This window comes from Streptomyces sp. NPDC001880 (assembly GCF_053594575.1).
In genome coordinates this window covers 34909-60828 of record NZ_JBSFET010000026.1, presented here as the reverse complement: position 1 = coordinate 60828, position 25920 = coordinate 34909, and the positions used below count along the sequence as shown (strand labels likewise).

The 25920-nt window shown below is 70.8% G+C and carries 29 protein-coding genes and 2 pseudogenes; 17 read left to right on the top strand and 14 right to left on the bottom strand.

All coding sequences use genetic code 11. The features are described from left to right. Positions 1-77: 77 nt before the first annotated feature. Genes ACWCQ6_RS17285 through ACWCQ6_RS17275 form a run of 3 tightly spaced genes read left to right on the top strand, consistent with a single transcriptional unit; the run spans position 78 to position 2084 of the window. Positions 78-947 (top strand): AraC family transcriptional regulator, encoded by an 870-nt coding sequence (locus ACWCQ6_RS17285; protein WP_451089987.1) that lies wholly within the window; start codon positions 78-80, stop codon positions 945-947. Between the two features lie 10 nt (positions 948-957). Next, positions 958-1782 carry an AzlC family ABC transporter permease gene (locus ACWCQ6_RS17280; protein WP_451089985.1) on the top strand — a complete coding sequence of 275 codons (825 nt, stop codon included), beginning with the start codon at positions 958-960 and terminating at the stop codon, positions 1780-1782. Continuing rightward, positions 1779-2084, top strand: a complete 306-nt coding sequence (locus ACWCQ6_RS17275; RefSeq protein ID WP_451089983.1) for an AzlD domain-containing protein — start codon at positions 1779-1781, stop codon at positions 2082-2084. Before ACWCQ6_RS17280 ends, ACWCQ6_RS17275 begins: the two co-directional genes overlap by 4 nt. Positions 2085-2321: 237 nt before the next feature. Here the strand turns inward: ACWCQ6_RS17275 and ACWCQ6_RS17270 are convergent, their stop codons facing one another. After that, complete coding sequence (locus ACWCQ6_RS17270; RefSeq protein WP_451089981.1) at positions 2322-3236, bottom strand: hypothetical protein; 915 nt, start codon at positions 3234-3236, stop codon at positions 2322-2324. A gap of 79 nt (positions 3237-3315) precedes the next feature. On the opposite strand from ACWCQ6_RS17270, the gene ACWCQ6_RS17265 reads away from it, so the two are divergent. From ACWCQ6_RS17265 to recX, 4 genes are all read left to right on the top strand, one after another. Further along, complete coding sequence (locus ACWCQ6_RS17265) at positions 3316-3510, top strand: DUF3046 domain-containing protein (protein WP_114247022.1); 195 nt, start codon at positions 3316-3318, stop codon at positions 3508-3510. 217 nt (positions 3511-3727) lie between these two features. Further along, complete coding sequence (locus ACWCQ6_RS17260) at positions 3728-4900, top strand: AI-2E family transporter (protein ID WP_451090013.1); 1173 nt, start codon at positions 3728-3730, stop codon at positions 4898-4900. 274 nt (positions 4901-5174) lie between these two features. Then, the gene (gene recA, locus ACWCQ6_RS17255; protein WP_451089979.1) at positions 5175-6302 is read left to right on the top strand and encodes a recombinase RecA; all 1128 of its coding nucleotides are present in this window, start codon (positions 5175-5177) and stop codon (positions 6300-6302) included. Between the two features lie 3 nt (positions 6303-6305). After that, positions 6306-7034 (top strand): recombination regulator RecX, encoded by a 729-nt coding sequence (gene recX, locus ACWCQ6_RS17250; RefSeq protein WP_451089977.1) that lies wholly within the window; start codon positions 6306-6308, stop codon positions 7032-7034. Positions 7035-7202: 168 nt separating this feature from the next. Here the strand turns inward: recX and ACWCQ6_RS17245 are convergent, their stop codons facing one another. Beyond that, on the bottom strand, positions 7203-7865 hold the full coding sequence (locus ACWCQ6_RS17245; RefSeq protein ID WP_451089975.1) for a DUF6197 family protein: 663 nt from the start codon (positions 7863-7865) through the stop codon (positions 7203-7205). A gap of 300 nt (positions 7866-8165) precedes the next feature. On the opposite strand from ACWCQ6_RS17245, the pseudogene ACWCQ6_RS17240 reads away from it, so the two are divergent. Beyond that, positions 8166-8531 (top strand): annotated as a pseudogene (locus ACWCQ6_RS17240) (ABC transporter permease); the annotation flags it as partial. Here the strand turns inward: ACWCQ6_RS17240 and ACWCQ6_RS17235 are convergent. From ACWCQ6_RS17235 to ACWCQ6_RS17200, 8 genes are all read right to left on the bottom strand, one after another. Further along, the gene (locus ACWCQ6_RS17235) at positions 8524-8979 is read right to left on the bottom strand and encodes a rhodanese-like domain-containing protein (RefSeq protein ID WP_451089973.1); all 456 of its coding nucleotides are present in this window, start codon (positions 8977-8979) and stop codon (positions 8524-8526) included. The pseudogene ACWCQ6_RS17240 and the gene ACWCQ6_RS17235 sit on opposite strands and share 8 nt — an antisense overlap. Continuing rightward, positions 8976-9584, bottom strand: a complete 609-nt coding sequence (locus ACWCQ6_RS17230; RefSeq protein ID WP_451089971.1) for a cysteine dioxygenase — start codon at positions 9582-9584, stop codon at positions 8976-8978. Before ACWCQ6_RS17230 ends, ACWCQ6_RS17235 begins: the two co-directional genes overlap by 4 nt. A gap of 75 nt (positions 9585-9659) precedes the next feature. Beyond that, on the bottom strand, positions 9660-9731 hold the full coding sequence (locus ACWCQ6_RS17225) for a putative leader peptide (RefSeq protein ID WP_309544753.1): 72 nt from the start codon (positions 9729-9731) through the stop codon (positions 9660-9662). A gap of 47 nt (positions 9732-9778) precedes the next feature. Further along, a complete protein-coding gene (locus ACWCQ6_RS17220; RefSeq protein ID WP_451089969.1) occupies positions 9779-11392 on the bottom strand; it encodes an FAD-dependent monooxygenase in 1614 nt (537 codons plus the stop codon). A 260-nt stretch (positions 11393-11652) separates the two neighbouring features. Next, complete coding sequence (locus ACWCQ6_RS17215) at positions 11653-12549, bottom strand: amino acid ABC transporter permease (RefSeq protein ID WP_451089967.1); 897 nt, start codon at positions 12547-12549, stop codon at positions 11653-11655. Beyond that, positions 12546-13211, bottom strand: coding sequence for an amino acid ABC transporter permease (locus tag ACWCQ6_RS17210; RefSeq protein WP_451089965.1), 666 nt, complete (start codon positions 13209-13211; stop codon positions 12546-12548). Before ACWCQ6_RS17210 ends, ACWCQ6_RS17215 begins: the two co-directional genes overlap by 4 nt. A 75-nt stretch (positions 13212-13286) precedes the next feature. Further along, positions 13287-14123: a glutamate ABC transporter substrate-binding protein gene (locus tag ACWCQ6_RS17205; RefSeq protein WP_451089963.1), complete on the bottom strand. Its 837-nt coding sequence runs from the start codon at positions 14121-14123 to the stop codon at positions 13287-13289. A gap of 69 nt (positions 14124-14192) precedes the next feature. Further along, positions 14193-14978: an amino acid ABC transporter ATP-binding protein gene (locus tag ACWCQ6_RS17200; RefSeq protein WP_342281856.1), complete on the bottom strand. Its 786-nt coding sequence runs from the start codon at positions 14976-14978 to the stop codon at positions 14193-14195. 355 nt (positions 14979-15333) lie between these two features. Between ACWCQ6_RS17200 and ACWCQ6_RS17195 the strand changes: the two genes are divergently transcribed. Next, complete coding sequence (locus tag ACWCQ6_RS17195; RefSeq protein WP_451089961.1) at positions 15334-16026, top strand: response regulator transcription factor; 693 nt, start codon at positions 15334-15336, stop codon at positions 16024-16026. A 15-nt stretch (positions 16027-16041) separates the two neighbouring features. Beyond that, the gene (locus tag ACWCQ6_RS17190) at positions 16042-17436 is read left to right on the top strand and encodes an ATP-binding protein (protein ID WP_451089959.1); all 1395 of its coding nucleotides are present in this window, start codon (positions 16042-16044) and stop codon (positions 17434-17436) included. Positions 17437-17460: 24 nt separating this feature from the next. Here ACWCQ6_RS17190 and ACWCQ6_RS17185 read toward each other — a convergent pair whose 3' ends face one another. Continuing rightward, positions 17461-18459: a TAXI family TRAP transporter solute-binding subunit gene (locus ACWCQ6_RS17185; protein ID WP_451089957.1), complete on the bottom strand. Its 999-nt coding sequence runs from the start codon at positions 18457-18459 to the stop codon at positions 17461-17463. 256 nt (positions 18460-18715) lie between these two features. Here ACWCQ6_RS17185 and miaB point away from each other — a divergent pair, with 256 nt between their 5' ends. Then, the gene (gene miaB, locus ACWCQ6_RS17180; protein ID WP_451089955.1) at positions 18716-20245 is read left to right on the top strand and encodes a tRNA (N6-isopentenyl adenosine(37)-C2)-methylthiotransferase MiaB; all 1530 of its coding nucleotides are present in this window, start codon (positions 18716-18718) and stop codon (positions 20243-20245) included. Between the two features lie 60 nt (positions 20246-20305). Beyond that, positions 20306-21019 (top strand): class III extradiol dioxygenase subunit B-like domain-containing protein, encoded by a 714-nt coding sequence (locus ACWCQ6_RS17175; RefSeq protein WP_451089953.1) that lies wholly within the window; start codon positions 20306-20308, stop codon positions 21017-21019. An 84-nt stretch (positions 21020-21103) separates the two neighbouring features. Here ACWCQ6_RS17175 and ACWCQ6_RS17170 read toward each other — a convergent pair whose 3' ends face one another. Next, positions 21104-21430: an antitoxin gene (locus tag ACWCQ6_RS17170; RefSeq protein WP_451089951.1), complete on the bottom strand. Its 327-nt coding sequence runs from the start codon at positions 21428-21430 to the stop codon at positions 21104-21106. Between the two features lie 182 nt (positions 21431-21612). On the opposite strand from ACWCQ6_RS17170, the gene miaA reads away from it, so the two are divergent. The 3 genes from miaA (at position 21613) to dapF (ending at position 24068) form a co-directional block, all read left to right on the top strand. Continuing rightward, on the top strand, positions 21613-22551 hold the full coding sequence (miaA, locus tag ACWCQ6_RS17165; RefSeq protein ID WP_451089949.1) for a tRNA (adenosine(37)-N6)-dimethylallyltransferase MiaA: 939 nt from the start codon (positions 21613-21615) through the stop codon (positions 22549-22551). A 107-nt stretch (positions 22552-22658) separates the two neighbouring features. Then, positions 22659-23096, top strand: coding sequence for a hypothetical protein (locus tag ACWCQ6_RS17160; RefSeq protein WP_451090011.1), 438 nt, complete (start codon positions 22659-22661; stop codon positions 23094-23096). Between the two features lie 72 nt (positions 23097-23168). After that, positions 23169-24068, top strand: a complete 900-nt coding sequence (dapF, locus tag ACWCQ6_RS17155; RefSeq protein WP_451089947.1) for a diaminopimelate epimerase — start codon at positions 23169-23171, stop codon at positions 24066-24068. A gap of 13 nt (positions 24069-24081) precedes the next feature. Here the strand turns inward: dapF and ACWCQ6_RS17150 are convergent. Next, positions 24082-24210: pseudogene (locus ACWCQ6_RS17150) on the bottom strand (hypothetical protein); the annotation flags it as partial. Between the two features lie 93 nt (positions 24211-24303). Between ACWCQ6_RS17150 and ACWCQ6_RS17145 the strand changes: the two are divergent. After that, positions 24304-24633 carry a hypothetical protein gene (locus ACWCQ6_RS17145; RefSeq protein ID WP_451089945.1) on the top strand — a complete coding sequence of 110 codons (330 nt, stop codon included), beginning with the start codon at positions 24304-24306 and terminating at the stop codon, positions 24631-24633. 106 nt (positions 24634-24739) lie between these two features. Here the strand turns inward: ACWCQ6_RS17145 and ACWCQ6_RS17140 are convergent, their stop codons facing one another. Then, positions 24740-25633, bottom strand: a complete 894-nt coding sequence (locus ACWCQ6_RS17140) for a hypothetical protein (protein ID WP_451089943.1) — start codon at positions 25631-25633, stop codon at positions 24740-24742. On the opposite strand from ACWCQ6_RS17140, the gene ACWCQ6_RS17135 reads away from it, so the two are divergent. After that, positions 25632-25895 carry a transposase gene (locus tag ACWCQ6_RS17135; RefSeq protein ID WP_451089941.1) on the top strand — a complete coding sequence of 88 codons (264 nt, stop codon included), beginning with the start codon at positions 25632-25634 and terminating at the stop codon, positions 25893-25895. The genes ACWCQ6_RS17140 and ACWCQ6_RS17135 overlap by 2 nt on opposite strands. The last annotated feature ends 25 nt before the right edge of the window (positions 25896-25920 follow it).

The following is a 25920-nucleotide window of genomic DNA, read 5'->3' as shown; positions in this document are numbered from 1 at the left end:
CCCATCGTGCACCCCGGCACTGACAACGGTCCTGACCGCCCTCGGCGGCCCCGCCCCGGAGCTGCGAGAATTCGTTCATGGCGGCGGAAGCGGAGTCGGGACCGGGGGAGTGGGCGAGGTACTGGCAGTACGCGGAACTGCCCGACCTCGATCTGCTGCGTGCCCGGTACGTGCGCCACACCTTCCCGCGCCACAGCCACGAGGGCTATGTCTTCGGCACCATCAGCCGAGGGGTGGAGGACGTCGGGCTGCCGGGCGGCACCGTCCACGCCGACCCCGGCACCGTGGTCATGATCAACCCGGAGGTTCCGCACACCGCCCGCGCGGGTGTGCCCGAGGGCTGGGTGTACGCCACGCTGTACCCGTCCTCGCAGTTCATCAACGACATCGCGGCCGACACGACGAGCCTGCGCGGCACGGTCGGATTCAGCGAGACCAGCATCGTGGACCTGTATGCGGCCCGGCTGATCGGCGAGGTCCACCGGGCTGCCGAGGAGGGCAACGCACTCGCCGCCGACACGCTGCTGCGGGTCTTGGTCGCCCGGCTGCTGAGCCGGTGCGGCAGCGCGCTGCCCGCCCGTACACCCCGCTCGGCCGGCGCGCGCGACGCGGCGCGGGCGCGTGCGGTGCTGGAGGGCAGGATGGCGGCGCCGCCCACCCTGGAGGCGCTGGCGGCGGAGCTCGGCACCAGCCCGTTCGCGCTGCTGAGGGCGTTCAAGAAGCAGTACGGGATGCCGCCGCACGCCTGGCTCACCGATGCCCGGGTGCGGGCGGCGCGCCGGATGCTGGACGCGGGGACCGCGCCCGCACAGGCGGCCGCCGAGGTCGGTTTCACCGACCAGCCGCACCTCAACCGTCACTTCACCCGGATCGTCGGAGTACCACCCGGCGCGTACCAGCGCGAACGTGCAAGAACGTACAAGACCGGTCCCAAGCTGCGCACGTAGCGTTCCGGTCGTGGCAGAACAGACAACACTCCCAGAGGGCGTCGGCGAATCGGCCGACGCACCCCACGGCACCGCAACCGGCCCCGGAGCGCGGTCGGCCGTGACGGTGACGAGGTCGGACGCGGCCGTGACGAAGCCGGACGTGGCCGTCGTACGCGATGCGCTCGGTGTCGGCATAGCCGTCGGCCTCTCCGGCTTCGCCTTCGGCGTGACCTCGGCCGGTTCCGGACTGAGCCTGCTGCAGACCTGCGCGCTCAGCCTCGCCGTCTTCACCGGCGCCTCGCAGTTCGCCCTCGTCGGGGCCCTCGCCGCGGGCGGCAACCCGTACACCGCGGCTGCCGGGGCCTTCTTCCTCGGCGTACGCAACTCGTTCTACGGCCTGCGCCTCTCGCAGCTGCTCGCCCTGCCGCGGGCGCTCCGTCCCTTCGCTGCCCAGTGGGTCATCGACGAGACGACCGCCGTGACCCTGCCGCAGCCGACCCGGCGGGCGGCACGCATCGGTTTCGCCGTCACCGGGCTGACCCTCTACGTGCTGTGGAACCTGACCACACTGCTCGGTGCCCTCGGCGCCGAGGCGCTCGGCGACACCGACACCTGGGGGCTGGACGCGGCATCACCCGCGGTCTTCCTCGCCCTGCTCGCCCCGATGCTGAAGAGCACCACCGAACGTGTCACCGCCGCGATCGCCGTACTGCTCGCGCTCGGCCTGCTGCCCGTGCTGCCCGCGGGCGTCCCCGTCCTGCTCTCCGCACTTGCCGCACCCGCCGTCCTCTTCCTGAGCGGACGCCGCAAGGGCACGGACCGGTCAGCGGCCACCACGGAGAAGAACCGATGAACGTCTGGATCGCCATCGCGCTGACCGCAGTCGGCTGCTACCTCGCCAAGCTGCTCGGGCTGCTGGTGCCCGCCGGGGTGCTGGAACGCCCGCTCGCCCAGCGCCTCGCCGCGCTCCTGCCCGTCGCCCTCCTGGCCGCCCTCACCGCACAGCAGACCTTCGGAGACGGGCAGCACCTGGCGCTGGACGCCAGGAGCGCGGGGCTTGCCGCGGCGGCGCTCGCGCTGGCCCTGCGCGCCCCCTTCCTCGTGGTCGTGGGCTCCGCCGTGGCCGTCACCGCAGGAGTACGTGCTCTTGGCTAGTGCCGCGGCAGGCAACGTTCGCCCCGTCGCGACGCCCGGCACGCGCTCTCGCCGCACCACCCGATAGCCCGAGTACATCCCAGTACGAGGACTTCCGGCAGACACGCCGAGAGCACCCACCGCGCGCCGCCCCTTGACGGGTAGACGTTGCCTGCCGCAGCACTCGCCCCGTCCCGCCGCCGGGCCCGACGGAGCGCCCGCAGCCTGCTGACCGGTGCCCGTACCGGCCACTGGGGCTCAGTCGAGGCCGCGCCCGTGGGCGCGCAGTGTCACAAGCGCCTTGAGCGTCACGATGGGCCGTCCCTCCAGCGCCGTCCCCGGTGCCCACTGGCGCCAGTTGACCGGCCAGCCGCCGTCCGCCTGCTGCTCGGCCGCGAGATGGTCGAGCGAGCGGGACAGTTCCTCGTCGGTGAACCAGTGACGGGCGAGCGACTCGGGCGTACGGGCGTAGTCGTACGGAAAATGCTGCTCGCCCGGCGCGTATCCGGCCGCGACGGGGTACTCGGCGCGCCGCTCCGGATCCAGTACCGCGAGCCGCTGGTCCCGCACCAGCCGCCCGAGCCTGTCGGCCGCCGCCTCCGCCCGCGCCCGGTCCGGGGCGCCGTCCAGAAAGGCGATCGCCGCCTCGATCTCGTAGGGATGCGAGTGCTCCAGGGCGTCCACCGCCGCCCAGCAGAAGTCGGTGGCCCGAAAGAGCCAGGCGTGCCACACCGCGTTGCGGTGCAGGAGCCCGACGACGGGGCCGGTGGTCAGCAGTTCCGCAGGAGGATCGTCGACGATCGGGATGAACGGCGCGGCGGGATAGCCGCGCTGCGTCGGCAGGAGGGCGGGCAGCGCGCCCTGCTTGGTCGACACCTCGGTGAGGAAGCGGCAGATCCGCTCCACCCGCAGCCCGTCGCAGCGCCCGATGGAGTCCAGCACACTGAGCGCGTGCGCGGTGTGCAGCGGCTGACTGACGGGGCCGCGCAGATCGGGTTCGAGCGCGTGCCCGTAGCCGCCGTCCTCGTTCAGATAGGCGGCGAGTGCGGTTTCCACGGCGTCCGCACTTCCTTCCAGGAAGTGATGAGCGAACCGCCGCTGTTCCAGGACACGGGCCGTGAGCCAGATGAACTGCTCGGCACGATTGAGGGGACTTGTTCCGGTTCCAGCCATGGACCGACCGTAGGGCGGTAAGCGCTCTCGGCAAGACGTAGTGGCCCGGCTGCACTCTCAGGAGCGCGATACTGAGGTCATGCGGTTGACGATTTTCTGGGAACGCATGGCGGACCACTTCGGCGCGGGGTACGCCGACTCCTTCGCGCGCGATCATGTGATGGCCGAGCTCGGCGGGCAGACCGTGCACCAGGCGCTGGCCGCGGGCTGGGAGACCAAGGACGTGTGGCGCGGAGTCTGCACGGCGGTCGGGATCCCTGCGGACAAGCGCTGATGCCGGCCCGCCGACCGGCCGGGCCCGCACCGATTCCCGGCCTGTCGGCTGCCGGACCTGTGCTGTCGTCCGGGGTGGGCGGTTGGCTTTCACCGCCGTAGGCGAGACTGGAACCGTGGCACCGACAGACGAGACAGCACAGACCCAGCCGCCTTCCGCACCGCCCGTCCCGCCGGCCGCGCCACCCGCCGCGTCCGCCGGCACCGGGTCGGCGCGCATGCCCGCGTGGCTGCCGCGTGCCATGGTGCTCGCCTTGGCGCTCTACGCCTGCTACCGGCTCGGCAGCTGGGCGTTCGACCGGCTCGTCGTGTTGCTGATCAATGTTCTGATCGCGTTCTTCCTGTCGCTCGCCATCGAGCCGGCGGTCGGCCGGATGTCGGCACGCGGCATGCGCCGCGGTCTTGCCACCTTTCTGGTCTTCCTCGCGGTGCTGATTGCCGGGGTGGGCTTCGTCGTACTGCTGGGCTCGATGCTCGCGGGCCAGATCGTCGACATGGTCGAGGAGTTCCCGAATTATCTGGACTCACTGATCAACTGGGTCAACCAGACTTTCCACACCGAGCTCTCCAGGGTCGAGGTCCAGGACAGCCTGCTCCACTCCGACTGGCTGCAGAAGTACGTCCAGAACAGCGCGACCGGAGTGCTCGATGTCTCCACCACCGTGCTCGGCGGGCTGTTCCGGCTGCTGACGATCTTCCTGTTCTCCTTCTACTTCGCGGCCGACGGCCCCAGGCTGCGGCGCGCCCTGTGCTCCGTGCTGCCGCCCGCCAAGCAGGCAGAGGTCCTGCGGGCCTGGGAGATCGCGGTCGACAAGACCGGCGGCTACCTCTACTCGCGGGGTCTGATGGCCCTGATCTCCGGGGTCGCGCACTACATCCTGCTGGTGATCCTCGGCGTTCCGTACGCGCCCGCGCTGGCCGTCTGGGTCGGACTGGTCTCCCAGTTCATTCCCACGATCGGCACGTACCTGGCAGGCGCCCTGCCGATGCTGATCGCGTTCACCATCGACCCCTGGTACGCGGTGTGGGTGCTCGGCTTCGTCGTGGTCTACCAGCAGTTCGAGAACTACGCCCTGCAGCCCAAGCTCACCTCCCGGACCGTCGACATCCATCCGGCGGTCGCCTTCGGATCGGTCATCGCGGGCACGGCCCTGATGGGCGCCGTGGGCGCGCTGATCGCGATCCCGGCCGTCGCCACGCTCCAGGCGTTCCTCGGCGCGTACGTGAAGCGGTACGACGTGACGGACGACCCGCGGATGCACGGTCGGAGCCGTCGGCGCGGCGAGCCGGTGCTCACACGGCTGCGCAGTTTCTGGCGGGCTTCCGGCGCCGACGGGGGCGCGGGCGGAGTGGGAGGCGTCGGGGAGCGTGAAGAGCCGGGGCGTGCCTGACCCTCCCGTCTGCAGGGCTGTCCGGGACTGCTCGAGGCGTCGCGGCCCGTGCCGCCCCGGCGGCCGGAGCCACCATTTCCGGGGGTGCACGGGCTCGGTGTGGTGCGCTTGACACCAAAATCGAACATCCATTCTCATGGGATTCCGGCCGGGTTTTCCCGGGCCCGACCGTGGAGTTGTCCACAGGCCGGGAGGACGTCGAGGCCCATTGTCAGTGGCAGGGGTTAGCGTCTTTGACGTGAAGCGATCGACTCAAGCAAATCGGGTGGAACCCATGGCAGGAACCGACCGCGAGAAGGCGCTGGACGCCGCACTCGCACAGATTGAACGGCAATTCGGCAAGGGCGCGGTGATGCGCCTCGGTGAGCGGCCGAACGAGCCCATCGAAGTGATCCCCACCGGGTCGACCGCCCTCGACGTGGCCCTCGGAGTCGGCGGCCTGCCGCGCGGCCGTGTGGTGGAGGTGTACGGACCGGAGTCCTCCGGTAAGACGACGCTGACGCTGCACGCCGTGGCGAACGCGCAGAAGCTCGGCGGCTCGGTCGCCTTCATCGACGCGGAGCACGCTCTCGACCCCGAGTACGCGAAGAAGCTCGGCGTCGACATCGACAGCCTCATCCTGTCCCAGCCGGACAACGGCGAGCAGGCCCTTGAGATCGTGGACATGCTGGTCCGCTCCGGCGCCCTCGACCTGATCGTCATCGACTCCGTAGCGGCGCTCGTGCCGCGTGCGGAGATCGAGGGCGAGATGGGTGACTCGCACGTGGGTCTGCAGGCCCGTCTGATGAGCCAGGCGCTCCGCAAGATCACCAGCGCGCTCAACCAGTCCAAGACCACTGCGATCTTCATCAACCAGCTCCGCGAGAAGATCGGCGTGATGTTCGGCTCGCCGGAGACCACGACCGGTGGCCGGGCGCTCAAGTTCTACGCCTCGGTGCGCCTCGACATCCGCCGGATCGAGACGTTGAAGGACGGCACCGAAGCCGTCGGCAACCGCACCCGCGTCAAGGTCGTCAAGAACAAGGTCTCGCCGCCCTTCAAGCAGGCCGAGTTCGACATCCTCTACGGTCAGGGCATCAGCCGTGAGGGCGGCCTGATCGACATGGGAGTGGAGCACGGCTTCGTCCGCAAGGCGGGCGCCTGGTACACCTACGAGGGCGACCAGCTCGGCCAGGGCAAGGAGAACGCCCGCAACTTCCTCAAGGACAACCCCGATCTCGCCAACGAGATCGAGAAGAAGATCCTGGAGAAGCTGGGCATCGGCGTCCGGCCCGAGGACGGCGCCGCCGAGCCCGGTGCGGACGCGGCAGCCGGTGCCGCGGCACCGGCCGACAGCGCGAAGCCGGCGGCCGCTCCGGCCGGCAAGGCCAAGCCGGCCAAGACCGCGGCGGCCAAGAGCTAGACCGTGACGCGTCGTACGGAGTGGCCGGTCAGCGCCACTGACCATCACACCGGCCCCGGCCATGGATTCGCCGCCGGGCACATGGCCGAGTCCGAGGATGCGTACGAGCCGGAGGCCGAACCCGGTCGCGGCACGGGCGCGGGCGCCGGATTCGGCGAGGGGGCGGGCCGTGCCCACTCCCGCACCAGGAGCAGCGGTTCCCCCTCCTCGTCGAGGGCCGAGAAGGGGGAGCCGCGAGACCCGGTCGAGCAGGCGCGCAACATCTGCCTGCGGCTGCTCACCGGGACCCCGCGTACCAGGAAGCAGCTCGCGGACGCCCTGCGCAAACGGGAGATCCCGGACGAGGCGGCAGAGGAAGTGCTCTCGCGCTTCGAGGACGTCGGGTTGATCGACGATGCGGCATTCGCGGACGCCTGGGTGGAGTCCCGGCATCACGGACGCGGACTGGCTCGCCGCGCGCTCGTCCGTGAGCTGCGCACCAAGGGGGTGGACTCCGCGCTGATCGACGAGGCCGTGGGGCAGCTGGACTCCGAGCAGGAGGAGGCGACCGCCCGTGAGCTGGTCGCGCGCAAGCTGCGCTCCACTCGTGGCCTGGACCGCGACAAGCGGCTGCGCCGCCTCGCGGGCATGCTCGCACGCAAAGGGTACGGGGAGGGCATGGCCCTGCGCGTCGTGCGGCAGGCGCTGGAGGAAGAGGGGGAGGACACGGAGGGGCTGGACGAGCCCTTCTGACCGGGGTCGTACCGGGCAGCGGGCATGCGGGGCGCTTCCGGGAAAGCGCCGGTCGCAGGGGCGGACAGTACGGGGCGGTGCGATGCCGAGGGCTGGGGAGCCGGGGTGTGGGGAGTACCTCGGGTACGGCCGCCGGGTGTCGGGCGGGCTCTGGGGGAGGCACGGTGATCACTGCCCGGCGTGGGCGGCGCGGATGATGGTGGCGTCGATCAGGTCGAGCGCATCCGCGGCGGTGCGGCCGGGGCAGCGGTTCCAGGGGCCGATCAGCCCGGTCCAGCCCCGGGAGCGGAGCTCGGCGACCAGCCAGGCGCCGGCCCGGTCCACGGTGTCGAGGGAGCCGTAGCCCAGTCGGTGCGCGGTGAGGAGGGCGCCGCAGATGCACCGTGCGCCGCGGGCGTTGCGGAGCCGGTACGGCGTGTTCTGCCAGCCCCATTCGGTCAGGATCTGCCTCGCGTAGGCGAGATGAGTGGAGGGCCGCACCTCGGGCCGGCCGATGCGGCGCCAGGAGTGGAGCCGGTCCGGGAGGACCGCGCCCAGGCGCCCGGGAAGCGGCCGTTCGCGCGGCGCGGTCGCGGGCAGGGCGCGCACGGAGTCGGCGATGAGCTGGTCGACCGGCACGGACAGCAGGCCGCGCCAGTCGGCCGGCCGGCGGTCCGGCAGGTGCTCCGCGGCGCCGGCGGAGGAAGGCAGTCCCGGGGCGGGGGAGGAAGGCAGCACGGGGTCGGGGGCCGTGGTCTCCCAGCCGGTGATGATCTGCTGCCACGCCTCGGTGTCATGGAGACGAACGGCCTGGGCGTCCAGCTGGTCGGGGGTGAGGGTGGGGGTCGGCATGGGTGCGAGGCCTCCGTCACGTCGGTCCTTGGCGTTGAGGTGAATGTCCGTCGGCCAGGGGGATCGCTCCACCGGAGTGTGGCGTTCGGGTGTGTCGCGGCGGATTCGGGGGAACCGCCGGCGGCATCCGGGGGACAGCACCCGCACGGACACACAGGAACGCGCCAGTGCGTGGGCACTCATGCACAGAGCACTGCGTGACGCATGACGGAGCAGCCGAACACCCGCGCCCCGCCCGGGAGTCCGGCGCCGCCAGCGGCCGTGATGCCGAAGCGCGACCACAGAAGAGCCGGACGCGCGATGATGCTGCGCTGTGCCTTGCAGACGATCCGGGACCGCAAGGGCGGGTTCCTCGGTGCCTTCCTGGCCCTCCTGTGCGCCGCCGCTCTGATCACCGCCTGCGGCACGCTGCTGGAGACCGGTGCCTGCGCGGAAGGACCACCACCGAGCGCTACGCCGCCGCGTCGTCCGTGGTCTTTGCCGACCAGAACGTCCACCACACCACGGTCAAGCACAAGGGCAATGGAAAGACCGAGGTCAAGCACAAGGCGAAGCCGGGGCGCCGAGCGTGCCTGGCTCCCCGCCACCGTCGCCGACCGGGTCGGTGACCTGGAAGGCGCGGGCAGGGGCGTGCCCGAACCGACCTTCCTGGCCCGGTCTATGGCCCGGCCCCTGGGACCGGCCCGGCACACCGAGCCCCGTCCGTTCCCCGCTCGACCGGCAGTCCCGCGGCACGCCATGCCTGGAACCCGCCGATCAGATCCGTCGCCCGGTCCAGCCCCAACTGCCGCAAGGACGCGACCGCGAGGCTCGACGCGTAACCCTCGTCGCAGACCACCACGATCCGCAGATCGTGGCTCACGGCCTGCGGGACCCGGTGGCTTCCCTGCGGGTCGAGCCGCCACTCCAGTTCGTTGCGCTCGACGACCAGCGCCCCCGGGATCAGCCCGTCCCGTTCCCGCAGCTCCGCGTAACGGATGTCCACGAGCAGCGCACCGTCCGCAGCGGCGGCGGCCGCTTCCCGCGGACCGACCCTGACGAACCCCGCCCGGACCCGTTCCAGCAGCTTGTCGATCCCGACCGGCTCCGTACCGCCCCGACCGCCGGCGCTCAATTCCAGTCCTCCGGCCGCTCGACCTGTTCGAGGCGGAGCAGGCCGCCGGTGCGGCTGTAGCGCCGGATGCGCGGCAGCGGCGGGTAGTACGCGTGGACGGAGACGGCATGCTCCGTGGCGGACTCGTTCAGCACCTCGTGGACGTGGTGGCGGCCGAACGCCCGGCCCTGGCCGGTGGCCAACTCCCGGGACCGGTCGATGCCTTCGGTGAGTTCGAGGGTCTTCCAGCCGTCGGTGGGCAGCCGGGCCGCCAGCGACAGCTCCCTGAGGGCGCCGGCCGCGGTGGTGAAGGCGCCGATCGACTCGGCGTGGTCGTGCCAGCCGGTTCCGGTCCCCGGCGGCCAGCCGATCAGCCAGGTTTCGCTGCCGCCGGGGCCGTCGAGCCGGATCCAGGTGCGGCCCTCGGGATCGAGGGGGAGCGAGGCGACGATCTCGGCGTCGGCGGCGACGTGGCGCACGAAATCGAGCAGTTCCGCAGCCGTCGGACCGGAGCCGACGACGGAGGCAGCCCTCGGACCGGAGCCAACGGAGGGGGACGTGTTTGCGGACGCGGGCCCGGACTCGGGCGCAGGCGTGGGTACAGGAAGTGAAGCAGGGGTGGACACGGAGACCGTCCTGAGGGTTCGCGCGGATGGCCGTCCGTGCGACAGCGCGCACGGACGGGCAGGGGGGAGAGCGATTCAGCAGGACGGCCGACACACGCAGCCCGCATAGCGGACGAGGTCCATATGGACCCTCCGCCACAGGCGCACATCGGTGTCGGTCACGGTTCGGAGTACACCATGCACGTCCGCAGCGGTCAATTGATGCCAGCAGTCCGGTCGGAGCGTACGGCGGCGCGCACCGCACCGCCCCGCACCGCGTCCGCCGCCGCGAAGAGCTCCCGGGGCCGTACCCCGCCGAACGACGCCACGAGGTGCCCGTCCGGCCTGACCAGCAGCACGGTGTGGGCCGACGCCCCCGGGTAGCTCTCGGTCACCAGCAGCTCGCCCTTCACCGGCAGCGCGTCGACGGCCGCGGCGAGGCGGGGCATGACGCCGGCGGTCATCCAGTGCCGCCGGTCCCACACCCCCGTGCCGGGCGCCACCAGAACCACCAGCAGATTCCCCTGCCCCAGCCGCTCCCGGAGCCGCGCGGTCGTGCCGTCGGGCGCCGTCACCCGCACATCGGCCACCGGCGCACCGGGGGGCGTACCCACAGAGGTGTGCGCCTCGGTGGGTGGGGGCGCAAGGGGCGAATGCGAGTACGAGGGGGGCGCACCGAGGGGGCCGCAGCCCAGATGTCCGTCGGTGAGCAGCGAATCGTGCCCCCGTGCGCTCCCCGGGACCAGCGTCCGCAGCGCGCTGCCGCCCCGCAGTATCGGCAGCGACTGGTCCGCGGCGCGCAGCCGCGAGGCGACCGCGGCCCGGCGCTCGGCCTGGTAGCTGTCGAGCAGCACGTCGGAGGCGCCGTGGTGCCAGTCCTGGGCCAGCTTCCAGGCCAGGTTCTCGACGTCCCGCAGCCCCTCGTCCAGGCCCTGGGTGCCCAGTGCGCCCAGCAGATGCGCGGCGTCCCCGGCCAGGAAGGCACGGTCGACCCGCCAGCGCAGGGCGAGCCGGTGGTGCAGCGTGTACACGCCCGTGTCCAGCAGCTCGTACGGCGGCGTCTCGCCGCACCAGCCCGCCAGCGTGTCCCGGACCCGGGTGATCAGGGCGTCCGGGGTGACCAGTTCGCCGCGTGGCGGCAGCAGCCAGTCCAGCCGCCAGACGCCGTCCGGCAGCGGCCGCGCCGTCACCTCGGCGCCACCGGTGCGCCACGGCGGCAGCCGGTGCAGCACGGCCTGACCGGGCCAGGGAAGTTCGGCGCGCAGCGCCGCGACGGCATGCCGCTCCACCGCCGTACGCCCGGGGAACCGGATGTCGAGCAGCTTGCGCACGGTGGACCTGGCGCCGTCGCAGCCCACCAGGTAACTCCCCCTCCACCGGGTCGCGTTCGGCTCCCTGGTGTGCACGGTGACACCGGTGGGGTCCTGCTTCAGCGTGTCGATCCGGCCGTACGGGGCCACCCGCACCAGCTCCTGCGCGGCCACCGCGTCCCGCAGCCCGCGCGTCAGGACGTGCTGCGGCAGATGGACGGGGGCCGGCGACGCATCGCCCTCGGGGGAGTCCTCGCCGAGCGGCAGCTCACGCACCAGCTGCCTGCGCCGCATCGACCGCCACCCGGACCAACGCATCCCCTCGTGCCGGAGCGCCTTGCACCCCAGCCGCTCCACCATGGCCGCGGTGTCCTCGCGCAGCACCACGGTGCGGGCAGGACGTGTCTCGTCCTTGCCCGGGTCCTCGTCGAGCAGGACGGAGGGTACGCCCTGCGCCGCCAGGGCGAGCGACAGCGCCAGGCCGACGGGCCCGGCGCCGACGATGATCACCGGGTCCACGGGGCGGCTCCTCGCATCCGTGCGAACGAGGCCGAGTGCGCGAACGAGGAAGCGAACGAGGCCGAGGACGCGAACGGAACGAGCGCGCGGCTCGAAACGGGGGCAGGCGGCGGAGGAGGAAGTGTGGCGGCGGGGGCAGGGGGCGCGATCACAGAACGTATGCAACCTACTGCCGGTGCTTGCGTCAAGCGACACCGAAGAGCGGCGAGGGGCGGTGGCAGACCTGCCACCGCCCCTCGGGCGTTCGATGCGCTGAGCCGTCAGACGGCGCGCTTGTCGACGACGAGCGACGGCGTACCGGTGGGCTCCGGTGCGCCCCCGGGCGCGGTGCCCTTCCCCTTCTTGTTGCGCCGGAGCCACCGCTCCAGTCGACTGGCGAATGAGGTGAGCGCGAAGTTCAGCGCGACGAAGATCACGGCCACGATCGTGAAGCACGCGATGGTGTTGGCGCCGTAGTTGGCGCTCATCGGGCGGACCGACGCCAGCAGCTCGGGGAAGGTCATCATGGCGCCGCCGAGCGCGGTGTCCTTCACGATGACGACGAGCTGGCTGACGATCGCCGGCAGCATGGCGGTCACCGCCTGCGGCAGCAGCACGGACAGCATGATCTGGCCCTTGCGCATGCCGAGCGCCTTGGCCGCCTCCGCCTGGCCCTTCGGCAGGTTCTCGATTCCGGCCCGCACGATCTCGGCGAGGACCGAGAAGTTGTACAGCACCAGTCCGGTCACCACGGCGTACAGCGGACGCACTTCGGTGTCGATGGTGGTGTACTCCGCGTACACCGCGTTCGCGGTGATCATCAGGATCAGTACCGGGACGGCGCGGAAGAGCTCCACGACGAAGCCGGCCGGCATCCGCACCCAGCGGTGGTCCGAGAGCCTGCCGATACCGAACAGGGCGCCCAGCGGCAGCGCGATGATCAGGGCGAAGAACGCCGCCTTGAGCGTGTTCTGGAAGCCCGGCCAGATGTACGTCTCCCACGGCAGGGAACTGGTGAAGAAGGGCTTCCACTTGATCCAGTCGAGCTGGTGCTTCTCGGCCAGGCCGTCGTACACCCACCACACCACGGCGGCGGCGCACAGCACGAACAGCACCGTGTAGAGGATGTTGCGCTGCTTGGCACGGGGGCCCTGGGCGTCGTAGAGGACGGAACTCATCGCTTCACCGCCACCTTCTTGCTCACCCAGCCGAGGATCAGGCCGGTCGGGAGGGTCAGGACGACGAAGCCGAACGCAAAGACGGCGGAAATCAGGATCAGTTGGGCTTCGGCCTCGATCATGTCCTTCATCAGGTAGGAGGCCTCGACGACACCGATCGCGGAGGCGACCGTGGTGTTCTTCGTCAGTGCGATCAGCACGTTGGACAACGGGTTGACCACCGCACGGAACGCCTGAGGAAGGATGATCAGCCGCAGTACCTGCGTGAAGCTCAGCCCGAGTGCGCGCGCTGCCTCGGCCTGGCCGACCGGCACCGTGTTGATGCCGGAGCGCAGCGCCTCGCAGACGAAGGCGGCCGTGTAGGCGACCAGGGCGAGTACGGCCAGCCGGAAGTTGGCGTCGTCGATGACATCGGTGCCGAGCGAGATGTTCAGCGTCTGGTTCAGGCCCAGCGACGAGAACACGATGATCACGGTCAGCGGAATGTTCCGGACCACGTTCACGTACGCGGTGGCGAAGCCGCGCATCAGGGGGACCGGGCTGACCTTCATGCCGGCCAGCAGCGTTCCCCATATGAGGGAGCCGAGGGCGGAGCAGACGGTGAGCTGCACCGTCACCCAGAAGGCCCCCAGCAGGTCGTAACCTTCAAGAAAGTCGAACACGATCTCCCGCGCTTTCGCGTGTAGGAGGGCACGGCGCGCCGCCGTTCACGGACGGCGCGCCCGGTCAGCCCTGCTTCACTTGACGATGTTGCCGATCTTCGGGGCGGGCTCGTTCTTGTAGTTCGCCGGGCCGAAGTTGTCCTTCACGGCCTTGTCCCAGGAGCCGTCCGAGACCATCTTGGTGAGCGCGGCATCGACCTTCTTCTTGAGGTCGGCGTCGCCCTTCTTCAGACCGATGCCGTAGTTCTCGTTGGTCATCTTGAAGCCGGCCAGCTTGAACTTGCCCTGGAAGTTCGCTTGCGAGGCGTAGCCCGCCAGGATGCTGTCATCCGTGGTCAGCGCGTCGATGGCCTTGTTCTCCAGGCCGGTCAGGCACTCCGAGTAGCCGCCGTACGTCTGGAGGCCGGCCTTCGGGGCCAGCTTGTCCTTGACGTTCTTCGCCGAGGTCGAGCCGGCGACCGAACACAGCTTCTTGTTGTTCAGGTCGGCCGGGGACTTGATCGAGTCGTCGTCGGCGCGGACCAGGATGTCCTGGTGTGCCAGCAGGTACGGACCGGCGAAGTCGACCTTCTGCTGGCGCTCGTCGTTGATCGAGTAGGTGGCGGCGATGAACTTGACGTCACCGCGCTCGATCGCCGTCTCACGGTCCTGGCTCTTGGTCTCCTTGAAGACGATGTCCTTGGCGTCGTAGCCGAGTTCCTTGGCGACGTATGTGGCGACATCGACGTCGAAGCCGGTGTACTTGCCGTCCGGGGTCTTCAGGCCGAGGCCGGGCTGGTCGATCTTGATGCCGATCGTGATCTTCTTGCCGTCGCCCGAGCCGCCGTCCTCCTTGTCGGAACCACAGGCGGTGGCGGTGAGGGCGAGAGCGAGCACGGCGGCCGAGGCGGCGGTGACCTTACGAAGCTGCATGGTGGTTTTCCCTAGAGTTGACGCGATGTGAGTGATCAGCCGGTCCGGGGGCCGGCAGTGCAGGATCAATCAGTGGTGAAGGATCTTCGACAGGAAGTCCTTGGCCCGGTCACTGCGCGGGTTGCTGAAGAACTGGTCGGGCGTGGCCTCTTCGACGATCTTTCCGTCGGCCATGAAGACGACCCGGTTCGCGGCCGAGCGCGCGAAGCCCATCTCATGGGTGACGACGACCATCGTCATGCCGTCCCGGGCGAGCTGCTGCATGACCTCCAGCACCTCGTTGATCATCTCCGGGTCGAGCGCCGATGTCGGCTCGTCGAAGAGGATCACCTTCGGGTCCATCGCCAAGGCCCGTGCGATGGCCACGCGTTGCTGCTGACCGCCGGAGAGCTGGGCGGGGTACTTGTCGGCCTGCGTCGCCACGCCCACCCGGTCGAGCAGTGAACGGGCCTTGTCCTCGGCGGCCTTCTTGTCCGTCCTGCGGACCTTGATCTGACCCAGCATCACGTTCTCGAGCACCGTCTTGTGCGCGAAGAGATTGAACGACTGGAAGACCATGCCGACATCGGCGCGCAGCCTGGCCAGCTCCCTGCCCTCCTGGGGCAGCGGCTTGCCGTCGATCGAGATGGCGCCCGAGTCGATCGTCTCCAAGCGGTTGATCGTGCGGCACAGCGTGGACTTCCCGGACCCTGAGGGCCCGATGACGACCACGACCTCGCCACGGGCGATCGTCAGGTCGATGTCCTGGAGCACATGCAGCGCGCCGAAGTGCTTGTTGACGTTGCTCAGTACGACAAGGTCGTTCGCCGCGGGCGCGGCGTCCTCGGCGCCCTTGGTCACTGAAACTCCGCTCATCGGCTTCTTGCTCCGTCCTCCTCGGTTGGGAAGGACCCTAGTGACGGGGTGCTACCAGCGTCATTACATCTGAGCGGAAATTGAGGATAACGATCCGGCAGCAACCGGACACTCCGTGTGAACGGGGCGAGGGGCGTGACGCCTGTGGCGTACCGGGTGGATAACAGATGGCCGGATGCGGCGGGCGGGCCTTGACTGACCTGCCTCTCATCGGGATGGATGCCCTGGTACGCCATGACCTGAAACGCCTCGGTACGGGGAAGTGACGGGGGGCGTACGGGAGAGAGCACCGAACATCTGCTGCCGCGTACCGGCACCGCACGACGAAACCGACGGAGAACCGGAGAGGGAGGCCATGAGACTGCTGCTCGTCGAGGACGACAACCATGTCGCGGCCGCCCTCTCCGCGATCCTCGCCCGGCACGGCTTCCGGGTCGTGCACGCGCGCAGCGGCGAGGAGGCGCTGCAGGCGCTGCTGCCCGCGGACACGGAACCGTTCGGTGTGGTGCTCCTCGATCTCGGCCTGCCCGACCAGGACGGCTACGAGGTGTGCGGGAAGATCCGCAAGCGCACCTCCACCCCGGTGATCATGGTGACCGCGCGCGCCGACGTCCGGTCGCGGATCCACGGCCTCAACCTCGGCGCCGACGACTACGTGGTCAAGCCGTACGACACCGGCGAACTCCTCGCCCGTATCCACGCCGTCAGCCGGCGCAACGCGACCGGCGAGGACACCGTGTCCACGCCCGTCGCCGCACTGCGCCTCGGGCACGTCCACATCGAGCTGCCGACCCGCCGGGTCAGCGTCGACGGGGCGGAAGTCCAGCTCACCCGCAAGGAGTTCGACCTGCTCGCGCTGCTCGCCCAGCGCCCCGGAGTGGTGTTCCGCCGGGAACAGATCATCAGCGAGGTGTGGCGTACCAGCTGGGAGGGCACGGGGCGCACGCTCGAAGTGCACGTCGCGTCCCTGCGGTCCAAGCTGCGGCTGCCCGCACTGATCGAGACGGTGCGCGGGGTCGGCTACCGGCTCGTCGCCCCGTCCGCGTAGAGGCGTACGTCCCAGGTGCGCACCCGGCTGCTTCCCCTGCTCATCATTCTCATGGCGGGCGTGCTGCTCGCTCTCGGCTTCCCGCTGGCCGTCAGCGTGGCGGCGGCCCAGCAGCAACGCGTCGTCGTCGACCGCATCGACGACACGGCGCGCTTCGCCGCACTCGCGCAGTTCATCACCGAGCGGGAGGCCGGTTACGACGAGCGCCGGCGCACCCTGCGCAGCGAACTCGACACCTACGCGTCGGTGTACGGCATCCGCGCCGGTGTCTTCTACCGCGACGACAGCGCCATGGCGAAGGCCCCCGCCGCCTGGCAGCTCCCGATCGAGGGGGAGGGGCGCGAGGCCTTCAAGGAGGCCCTGCTCGGCCGGCGCAGCCATGATCCGCCGCAGGTCTGGCCGTGGCAGGACGGCAGGGTCGTCGTCGCCTCACCCGTCGTACGGGACGGCGATGTGGTCGCCGTCGTCGTTCTCGACTCGCCCACCGAGGAGATGCGCGCGCGCACGCTGCGCGGCTGGTTGCTGATCGCGGCCGGCGAAGCGGTCGCGATGCTGGTCGCGGTCGGCGCCGCGATCCGCCTCACCGGCTGGGTGCTGCTGCCCGTACGGACCCTGGACGCGGCCACCCACGACATCGCCAGCGGGCGGATGAGGTCGAGGGTCGCGGCCTCCGGCGGGCCGCCGGAACTGCGGCGCCTGGCCCGGTCGTTCAACGAGATGGCCGACAACGTCGAGGACGTGCTGGAACAGCAGCGCGCCTTCGTCGCCGACGCCTCGCACCAACTGCGCAACCCCCTCGCCGCGCTGCTGCTCCGCATTGAGCTCCTCGCACTGGAACTCCCCGAGGGCAACGAGGAGATCGCCTCCGTGCGCACGGAGGGCAAGCGTCTCGCGCAGGTTCTCGACGACCTGCTCGACCTGGCGCTGGCCGAACACGCCGCGGCCGATCTCCAGCTCACGGACATCGGCGCGCTCACCGCGGAGCGCGTCGCCTCCTGGCGGCCGCTCGCCGAGGAGAAGGGGGTACGGCTCAGGGCGGACGGCTCGTCCGCGGTGACCGCCTGGGCGGACCCCATCGCGCTGTCGAGCGCCCTGGACGCGATCATCGACAACGCCCTGAAGTTCACCCCTGCCGAGGAAGAGGTCGTCGTCACGGTCGCCTCCGGCCCCGACGACGTCACGGTCGTCGTCGCAGACCGCGGACCGGGCCTCACTCCGGCGGAGATGGAACGCGTCGGTGACCGCTTCTGGCGCAGCACCGGGCATCAGAACATCCGGGGATCCGGCCTCGGGCTCTCCATCTCGCAGGCGCTCCTGGCGGCCGGCGGCGGCTCCCTGAGCTACGCGGCCCATGAGCCGCACGGGCTGCAAGTGACGGTCTCGGTGCCGCGCAACAGCCCGCAGGGCTGAGCGCGACGGGACCGAGGCGGACGGTCAGGGCTTGACCGAGCGGTAGTAGCGGCTGGCCCCCTCGTGCAGTGGCAGCGGATCGGTGTAGATCGCCGTGCGCAGATCCACCAGCTGGGCCGCGTGCACCTCGCGCCCGATCCGGTCCCGGCTGTCGATCACGGTCCGGGTGAACGCCTCCGTCAGCGCCGGATCCGAACGGTCCGTGGTGACCAGCACATTGGCGACCGCGACCGTCGGCACCGCCTGGTCCTGCTGCGCGTTGCGGTAGGCGTCGGCGGGCATCAGCGCCGAGCGGTAGTAGCGGGCGGCCCCGCCCGCCGCCTGGAGCTCCTCGACCAGCGAAGCCTCCAGCGGCACCAGCCGGATCGCGAACCGGTCCGACAGTTCCTGCACGGCGGACGTGGGCAGCCCTCCGGACCAGAAGAAGGCGTCGAGCCGGTCCTCCTCCAGCTGCTTCGGCATGGTGTCGATACCGGAGGGCACCGGTTCCACGTCGTTGGCGGGGTCGAGACCCGCGGCCGTCATCAGCCGGTCGGCGACCAGCCGTACGCCGGAACCGCGCTGTCCCACCGCGACGCGCTTGCCGCGCAGATCCGCGACCTTCCGTATCTCCGAGTCGCGGGGCACGACCAGCTGGATGTAGTCGTCGTACAGCCGCACACAGCCCCGCAGCCGCTCGGCGCCCGGCTTGCCGCCGCGCAGATAGGTGGCGAGGGCATCGGCGGTGGCGATGGTGAAGTCGGCCTTCCCGGTCGCCACCCGTGCGATGTTCTGCTGCGAGCCCTCACTGGTCCGGAGCCGTATCGACACCTCGGGCAGATCCCTGGCCAGGTCCCCCTTGAGGCGCTCGCCGTAACGCTGGTAGACCCCGCTGCGCACACCGGTGCTGAAGGTCAGCGTTCCGGTCGGTGACGGCTGTCCGAGCGGCAGCAGCCACCACAGCAGCAGCCCGAGCACGACGGCGACGGCGGCGCACGCCTGAAGAACGCGTCGCCTGCCGATACGGGAGAGTGCCTGGAGCATGGCGGCGATCCTGCCAGCCCGCTCCGGCGATGACCAGGGCCGGATGCCTGCTCACGACGGACCGGCCGGTGATCGCGGTGGGCGTACCACGCTCCCGGAGGGATCGGTGCGGCCTGCTGTCCCGCTCCGGGCACGGGCCGGGCCGGCAGCCGGCCGGCCGTCCGGGGACCCGAGGCGCTCTCGCTCCGGCTCCCACGGCGTTCCACCGCGCGGCCGCCCGCCGGGGACCCTCCCCGGACCACCTACCCTGGAGGGCATGACCAGCAGCAGCGACCGGAGCCCCGCAGTGAGCGTCGAGGGACCCAAGACCTACGAAGTCCGCACCTACGGGTGCCAGATGAACGTTCACGACTCCGAGCGGCTGTCGGGGCTGCTGGAGGGCGCGGGCTACGTCCGTGCGGCCGAGGGTTCCGACGGCGACGCGGACGTCGTCGTCTTCAACACCTGCGCGGTGCGGGAGAACGCCGACAACAAGCTCTACGGCAACCTGGGCCGGCTCGCTCCGATGAAGACCAGGCGGCCCGGCATGCAGATCGCCGTCGGCGGCTGCCTGGCGCAGAAGGACCGCGACACCATCGTCGAGCGGGCCCCCTGGGTCGACGTCGTCTTCGGTACGCACAACATCGGCAAGCTGCCCGTGCTGCTGGAGCGCGCCCGTATCCAGGACGAGGCGCAGATCGAGATCGCCGAATCCCTGGAAGCCTTCCCCTCCACACTCCCCACCCGACGCGAGTCCGCCTACGCCGCGTGGGTCTCGATCTCCGTCGGCTGCAACAACACCTGCACCTTCTGCATCGTCCCGGCGCTGCGCGGCAAGGAGAAGGACCGCCGCACCGGCGACATCCTCGCCGAGATCGAGGCCCTGGTCGCCGAGGGCGTCTCGGAGATCACCCTGCTCGGCCAGAACGTGAACGCGTACGGCTCCGACATCGGCGACCGCGAGGCCTTCTCCAAGCTGCTGCGCGCCTGCGGGAAGATCGAAGGGCTGGAGCGGGTCCGCTTCACCTCGCCGCACCCCCGCGACTTCACGGACGACGTGATCGCGGCCATGGCCGAGACGCCCAACGTGATGCCGCAGCTCCACATGCCGATGCAGTCGGGCTCCGACACGATCCTCAAGGCGATGCGGCGCTCGTACCGGCAGGAGCGTTTCCTCGGCATCATCGAGAAGGTGCGCGCCGCGATGCCGGAGGCCGCCATCTCCACCGACATCATCGTGGGCTTCCCCGGCGAGACCGAGGAGGACTTCGAGCAGACCATGCACGCGGTCCGCGAGGCGCGCTTCGCGAACGCCTTCACCTTCCAGTACTCCAAGCGTCCCGGGACCCCCGCCGCCGAGATGGAGGGGCAGATCCCCAAGGAGGTCGTCCAGGAGCGGTACATGCGCCTGTCCGCCCTCCAGGAGGAGATCTCCTGGGAGGAGAACAAGAAGCAGGTCGGCCGGACGCTGGAGATCATGGTCGCGGAGGGCGAGGGCCGCAAGGACGGCGCCACCCACCGCCTCTCCGGCCGCGCCCCCGACAATCGCCTGGTCCACTTCACCAAGCCGGACCAGGAGGTGCGACCGGGCGACGTGGTGACCGTCGAGATCACCTACGCGGCCCCGCACCACCTCCTCGCCGAGGGCGCACCGGTGGCCGTGCGGCGGACCCGGGCCGGGGACGCCTGGGAGAAGCGCACCACCGCTCAGGCCGCAAAGCCGGCCGGAGTGATGCTGGGACTGCCGGGCATCGGAGCCCCGGCGCCGCTGCCGGCCGCGGCGGCCCCCGGCTGCGGCTGCGACTGACGCCGCGGAGCCCGACGGCGGCCGAGCTGCGTGCGGGGGCCACGCAGTACGCTGCCCTCCATGCTTGTCGCCGCCGCTGTCTGCCCCTGCCCACCCCTGCTGGTACCCGAGGTCGCCGCCGGTGCCGCGCCCGAGCTCGACGCCGCGCGGGACGCCTGCGCCGAGGCTCTCGGTGTGCTCGCCGCCGCGCGCCCCGATCTGCTGATCGTGGTCGGGCCCGCGGACCTGCCGGGGCGCGGCCCGCACCCCGAGGGGGCCACCGGCACCTTCGAGGGATTCGGCGTCGACCTCGGCGTCCGGCTCGGGCGCGAGTGCGGACCGGTGGCGGACGACATGCTCCCGCCGTCCCTCTCCGTCGGCGCCTGGCTGCTGGCCCGCGCGGGGTGGGACGGTGCGCCGGTCGAGGGGCTGGGCGTGGGGGAGTCGCTGGAGACCGACCGCTGTACGAGCGCCGGACGGGACCTGGCCGCCGGGGCGGACCGGGTCGCGCTGCTCGTGATGGGCGACGGCAGCGCCTGCCGCACGCTCAAGGCCCCGGGCTATCTGGACGAGCGGGCCGAAGCCTTCGACTCGGCGGCCGCCCGCGCGCTGGGCGCGGCGGACACCGACGCGCTGACCGCGTTGGACGCGTCACTGGCGTACGAGCTGAAGGCGGCGGGCCGGGCGCCCTGGCAGGTGCTCGCGGGCGCGGCGCAGGGGGCGGGGCTGACCGGGCGGCTGCTGTACGAGGACGCTCCGTACGGCGTGGGCTACCTGGTCGCCGCCTGGTCCTGAGCCCCTGCCGCTTCAGGACGTACGGCCGACGGCCGGGCAGCGTCGTCGCTCCGCGGCCGTCCGCCGGGCTTGATCAGTTCATGGTCAGGAAGCGGGCGGCGTACCACCCTCGTCCTTGGAAGCGGGCGGCGTACCGCCGTCGTCCTTGGAAGCGGGCGGCGTACCACCTTCGTCCTTGGAAGCGGGCGGCGTACCACCCTCGTCCTTGTGGGTCAGGCGCTCGACCGCGTCCTTGGCTTTCCTCGTACCGGACTCGATCTTGTCGCTGTACTTTCCTTTGGTCTTTTGGTCGACCGTCCGTGCGGCCTTGTCGAGTCCCTGGTCGATCCTGCCCCCGTGCTGATGCGCGAGTTCGCCGACCTTTTCCTTGGCGGGGCTCAGCTTGGCCTTCAAATTGTCCAGGAAGCCCATCGGGCACCTTCCCTGCTGGGGGACTACGGCCGGGCGCCTCCTCAAACCATGAAAAAACGCCCATACTTCAATTTGGATTCTACTGTCGTGAGAGAAGATCCGCGCCGTTCGGCGTGCCTGCGGTGCGATGGGGCAAACTCACTCGTTCGGGAAGAGGCGCGGAGGTTTGCGAGACTGTGGCGGTGAGAAGTTCAGTTCCCGCACCGCGGGTCATCACCGTCGTCGGTCCCACTGCAGCCGGAAAGTCCGATCTGGGGGTATTCCTTGCTCAGCAGCTCGATGGCGAAGTGGTCAACGCCGACTCCATGCAGCTCTACCGGGGGATGGACATCGGCACCGCGAAGCTGACGCTCGCCGAACGCGGATCCGTCCCGCACCACCTGCTGGACATCTGGGACGTCACCGAGACCGCCAGCGTCGCCGAGTACCAGCGGCTGGCCCGCGCCGAGATCGACCGGCTGCTCGCCGCAGGCCGTACCCCGGTCCTGGTCGGCGGCTCCGGGCTCTACGTGAAGGGCGCCATCGACGCCCTGGAGTTTCCCGGCACGGACCCGGGCGTACGGGCCAGGCTGGAGGAGGAACTGGTCGAGCACGGCTCCGGAGCGCTGCACGCCCGGCTCGCCGCCGCCGACCCCGAGGCGGGCCGGGCCATCCTGCCGAGCAACGGCCGCCGGATCGTCCGGGCCCTCGAAGTCATCGAGATCACCGGCAAGCCCTTCACCGCCAATCTCCCCGGTAACGATGCGGTGTACGACACCGTCCAGATCGGCGTCGACGTGGCCCGCCCCGAACTCGACGAGCGCATCGCCCTGCGGGTCGACCGGATGTGGGCGGCCGGACTCGTGGACGAGGTCCGCGCCCTGGAGGCACAGGGGCTGCGCGAAGGGCGGACCGCGTCCCGGGCGCTCGGCTACCAGCAGGTCCTGGCCGCGCTGGCCCGGGAATGCACCGAGAAGGAGGCGCGTGCCGAGACCGTGCGTGCCACCAAGCGCTTCGCGCGCCGGCAGGACTCGTGGTTCCGTCGAGACCCGCGGGTCCACTGGCTGAGCGGCGCCGCGGAGGACCGCGGGGAACTCCCGCGCCGGGCGCTGGCGTTGGTCGAACGAGCGGTTACAGCCTGATCACGTGATGGCATCGGGAAGCCCTGCCCGTCATTTCGGTGACCTGGAGCGTGCCATCATCGAGCATCGATCGACCAGTGGAGTCCGAGTTGGGAGGGCGCGTGGCGATGGAGGCCGGCCCTCGCGACACTGAACAAGACGTACCGGACGCGCTGCACGGGGCAGGAAGTCTCAGCCCCGACGGGCCGGACGAGCTCGAAGCGACCCCCGAGGTCGAGGTCGAGCTGCGGCCCGCGCGCCGGCTGCGGATCTGGCAGCTGGCACCGATCGTCATGCTTGCCGCGGTGGGATCGCTGATGTTCGCCTTCCCGCTGGCCTTCGAGTTCGGCGACGGCGGCGCGGTCGTGGCCATGCTGGGCCTGCTGATCAGCTGCTGCGCGGCGGGCTGGGGCATGATGGCCGCCCGCCGCGTGGGATACACCTGGCCCGGGTTGCCGCAGCGGGGCTCGGGCGAGCGGTCCGACTGGCGGGTGATCGCCCTGTACGTCGTCGCCGTCGGCGCGCTGGTGGCGCTGGCCATCTGGCGCGTGGCGCGGCTCCGCTGACGCCGGGCCGTCACGCCGGGGCCGGCGGGACCGGGGCCGTCGGCTGTCGGCGCCGTTTCGTACAGTTGCCCTGTGAGCACCTCGCAGATCGCCTTCCTCAAGGGTCACGGCACCGAGAACGACTTCGTGATCGTTCCCGACCCGGACAACACCATCGACCTGCCCGAGTCCGTCGTGGCCCGGCTCTGCGACCGCCGTGCCGGTATCGGCGGTGACGGACTGCTGCACGCCGTACGGTCCGCTGCGCACCCCGAGGCGCAGGCGATGGCGGGCGAGGCCGAGTGGTTCATGGACTACCGCAACGCGGACGGTTCGATCGCCGAGATGTGCGGCAACGGCGTACGGGTCTTCGCCGCGTACCTCCAGCGCGCCGGACACGTCGAGGAGGGCGACCTCGCCGTCGCGACCCGGGGCGGCGTGAAGAAGGTGCACATCGCCAAGGGCGGCGAGATCACGGTCTCCATGGGGCGCGCGCTCCTGCCCGAGGACGGCGTCACGGTCACCCTCGACGGCCGCAGCTGGGACGCCCGCAACGTGAACATGGGCAACCCCCACGCGGTGGCCTTCGTCGAGGACCTGACACACGCCGGCGATCTCCTCTCCGTACCGCCCTACAGCCCCGCGGCCGTCTACCCCGAGGGCGTCAACATCGAATTCGTCGTGGACCGCGGACCGCGCCATGTCGCCATGCGGGTCCACGAACGCGGCTCCGGCGAGACCCGTTCCTGCGGCACGGGCGCCTGCGCCGTCGCCGTCGCCGCGGCCCGCAGGGACGGCGCGGACCCTTCGGAGACCGGCTCCCCCGTCACGTACACGGTCGATCTGCCCGGCGGCACCCTCGTGATCACCGAGCGGCCGGACGGCGAGATCGAGATGACCGGTCCGGCCGTGATCGTTGCCGAGGGACTGATCGACTCCGCCTGGCTCGAAACGGGAGGCGCCCACGCCACTTGCGCACCGTGTTCACGCTGATCTCCAGCTCCCGGGCGATGGCCCGGTTGGCGAGCCCGTCCGCCGCCGCGAGCACGATCCGGGCCCGAAACACCGCCCGCACCTCGGACTTCGCGGAGGCCACCGTCCGCACGAAACGTTCGCGAACCTTCGCCTCCAGCATCACCGCAACCGCCGTCCCCGCCCGCTGCCCACCCGTCACGGTCACGGTCAACGATCATGGCGGGTCGGTGCAGCACCCGGCAGGATGGCCCCCGTGCCGAAGAACCCCCCGGAATCGATGCAGCACCATCTGCGCCAGCGCCTGAGCCGCCACGCCTGCGAGCGGTGGCCGCAGGTGGACGCCATCACGGTCCGCTTCCGCGCCGGATTCGCTTACGTCGCAGCCGAATTGCCCGGCGGGCACAGCCTCCCGCTGTGTCGCCTGCGCTTCACCGGAGTGCTGCACACCTGGGGCTTCGCGCTCTACCTGACCAGCAGTGACAGCTACAAGGACAACATCCTGCCCAGCGGACTACCCGTCGGCTCTCCAGAGGAAGTCCTCGACTGCGCGGGCGACCTCTACCTCACGGCACTGGCCAGCTGACCAACGCCCCCAACGAACTCCTGGAGAGCCGGAGTTCCGCAGGTTGGGCGGGCGGTGCAGGCCGGTCCGGCCGTCCCTGTTCCCCCGACTACCGGCCGCCCCGGGGTCAGGCCTCGGAGTTCGGAAGCCGCCAGCCGAAGGGCATCAGATCCCGCTCCCAGGCGGGCGATCCGGCCAGTGCGTCGGCGATCTCGGGCGCGCGCAGGAGGCAGCGGTGGCGCAACAGCTCGCGCCGGCCGCCGGGCGTCAGGAGCCTCTCCTCGGGGCTGAGATTCTTGGGGTGGTCGGGGTGCAGGTCGGCACTGCCGTCGATCGGGCGGCCCCCCGCCACGTTGAGCCGATCGCCGGCCGGGGTCCGGTAGTCGAGGCGGAAGTCGGTGCGCCACTGGGAATTGCTGCCCCAGCCCTGGGACAGGTCGACCGTTGGCCGGTGGCGGCGCAGGAAGGTCCAGTACAGCGGCGAGCGGTCCGCGACGCCGCGCTGCGCGTGCTCGACGCCGGCGCGGATCCGCGCGCCGGCCCGGTTGAACAGCAGTTGGCCCAGCATCAGGCCGGGCCAGAGGACCTCGGTGATCTCGATCGGCGCGTGCGGGTCGTCGGCCTGTTCGACCTCGACGATCTCGTGGAGGAACGGGTCGAATGCGTCGCCGTCCTCGAACGGCGTCATGCCGAGCGAGGTGAACATGTCGAGGTACTCGTGCTCGGAGAGCAGGGGCCGGGGGTCCGGGGAACCGGGCTCGTCGGAGGGAGGCTGAAAGGTGAGCAGCAGCCGGTCGCTGACCCGGTGCAGGGCGTAGAGCTCCCACACGAGTTCCTGGCCGTCGGGCTCCGTTCCCTTCTCGGCCCACCATGAGCCGTCTTCGGCCGCCGTGGCCAGCCAGGCGCGGTAGCCGCCCTGGGCACGATCAAGCCAAGGCACGACGATCGTCTTGTACGGCTCCACCCCCTCGTACCACGCCAGGGCTTCGTACAGTTCCCGCGCTTCCACCCCGTAAGACATGCCAGGAGCCTACGGGAGGCGCCGGGGGCTGTCCGGAATACCTATCCCGGACGACGGCCGCCGGCGCGGAGGCATACCGAGAGGTCAGGGGCACTATCGGCCCCTGGCGCTGCTCCGCAGAGGTTTCGGCAAGGAGATCCACATCGTGCTCGACAACGGGTCCCCACACACCGCCAGGCACACCAAGACCTGGCCGGCCGCGCACCCGCGCCGGCACGTTCGCTGGACCCCGCCGCACGCTTCCTGGCTCAACCAGGTCTAACTGCTCTTCTCCGCCCTGACCCGCC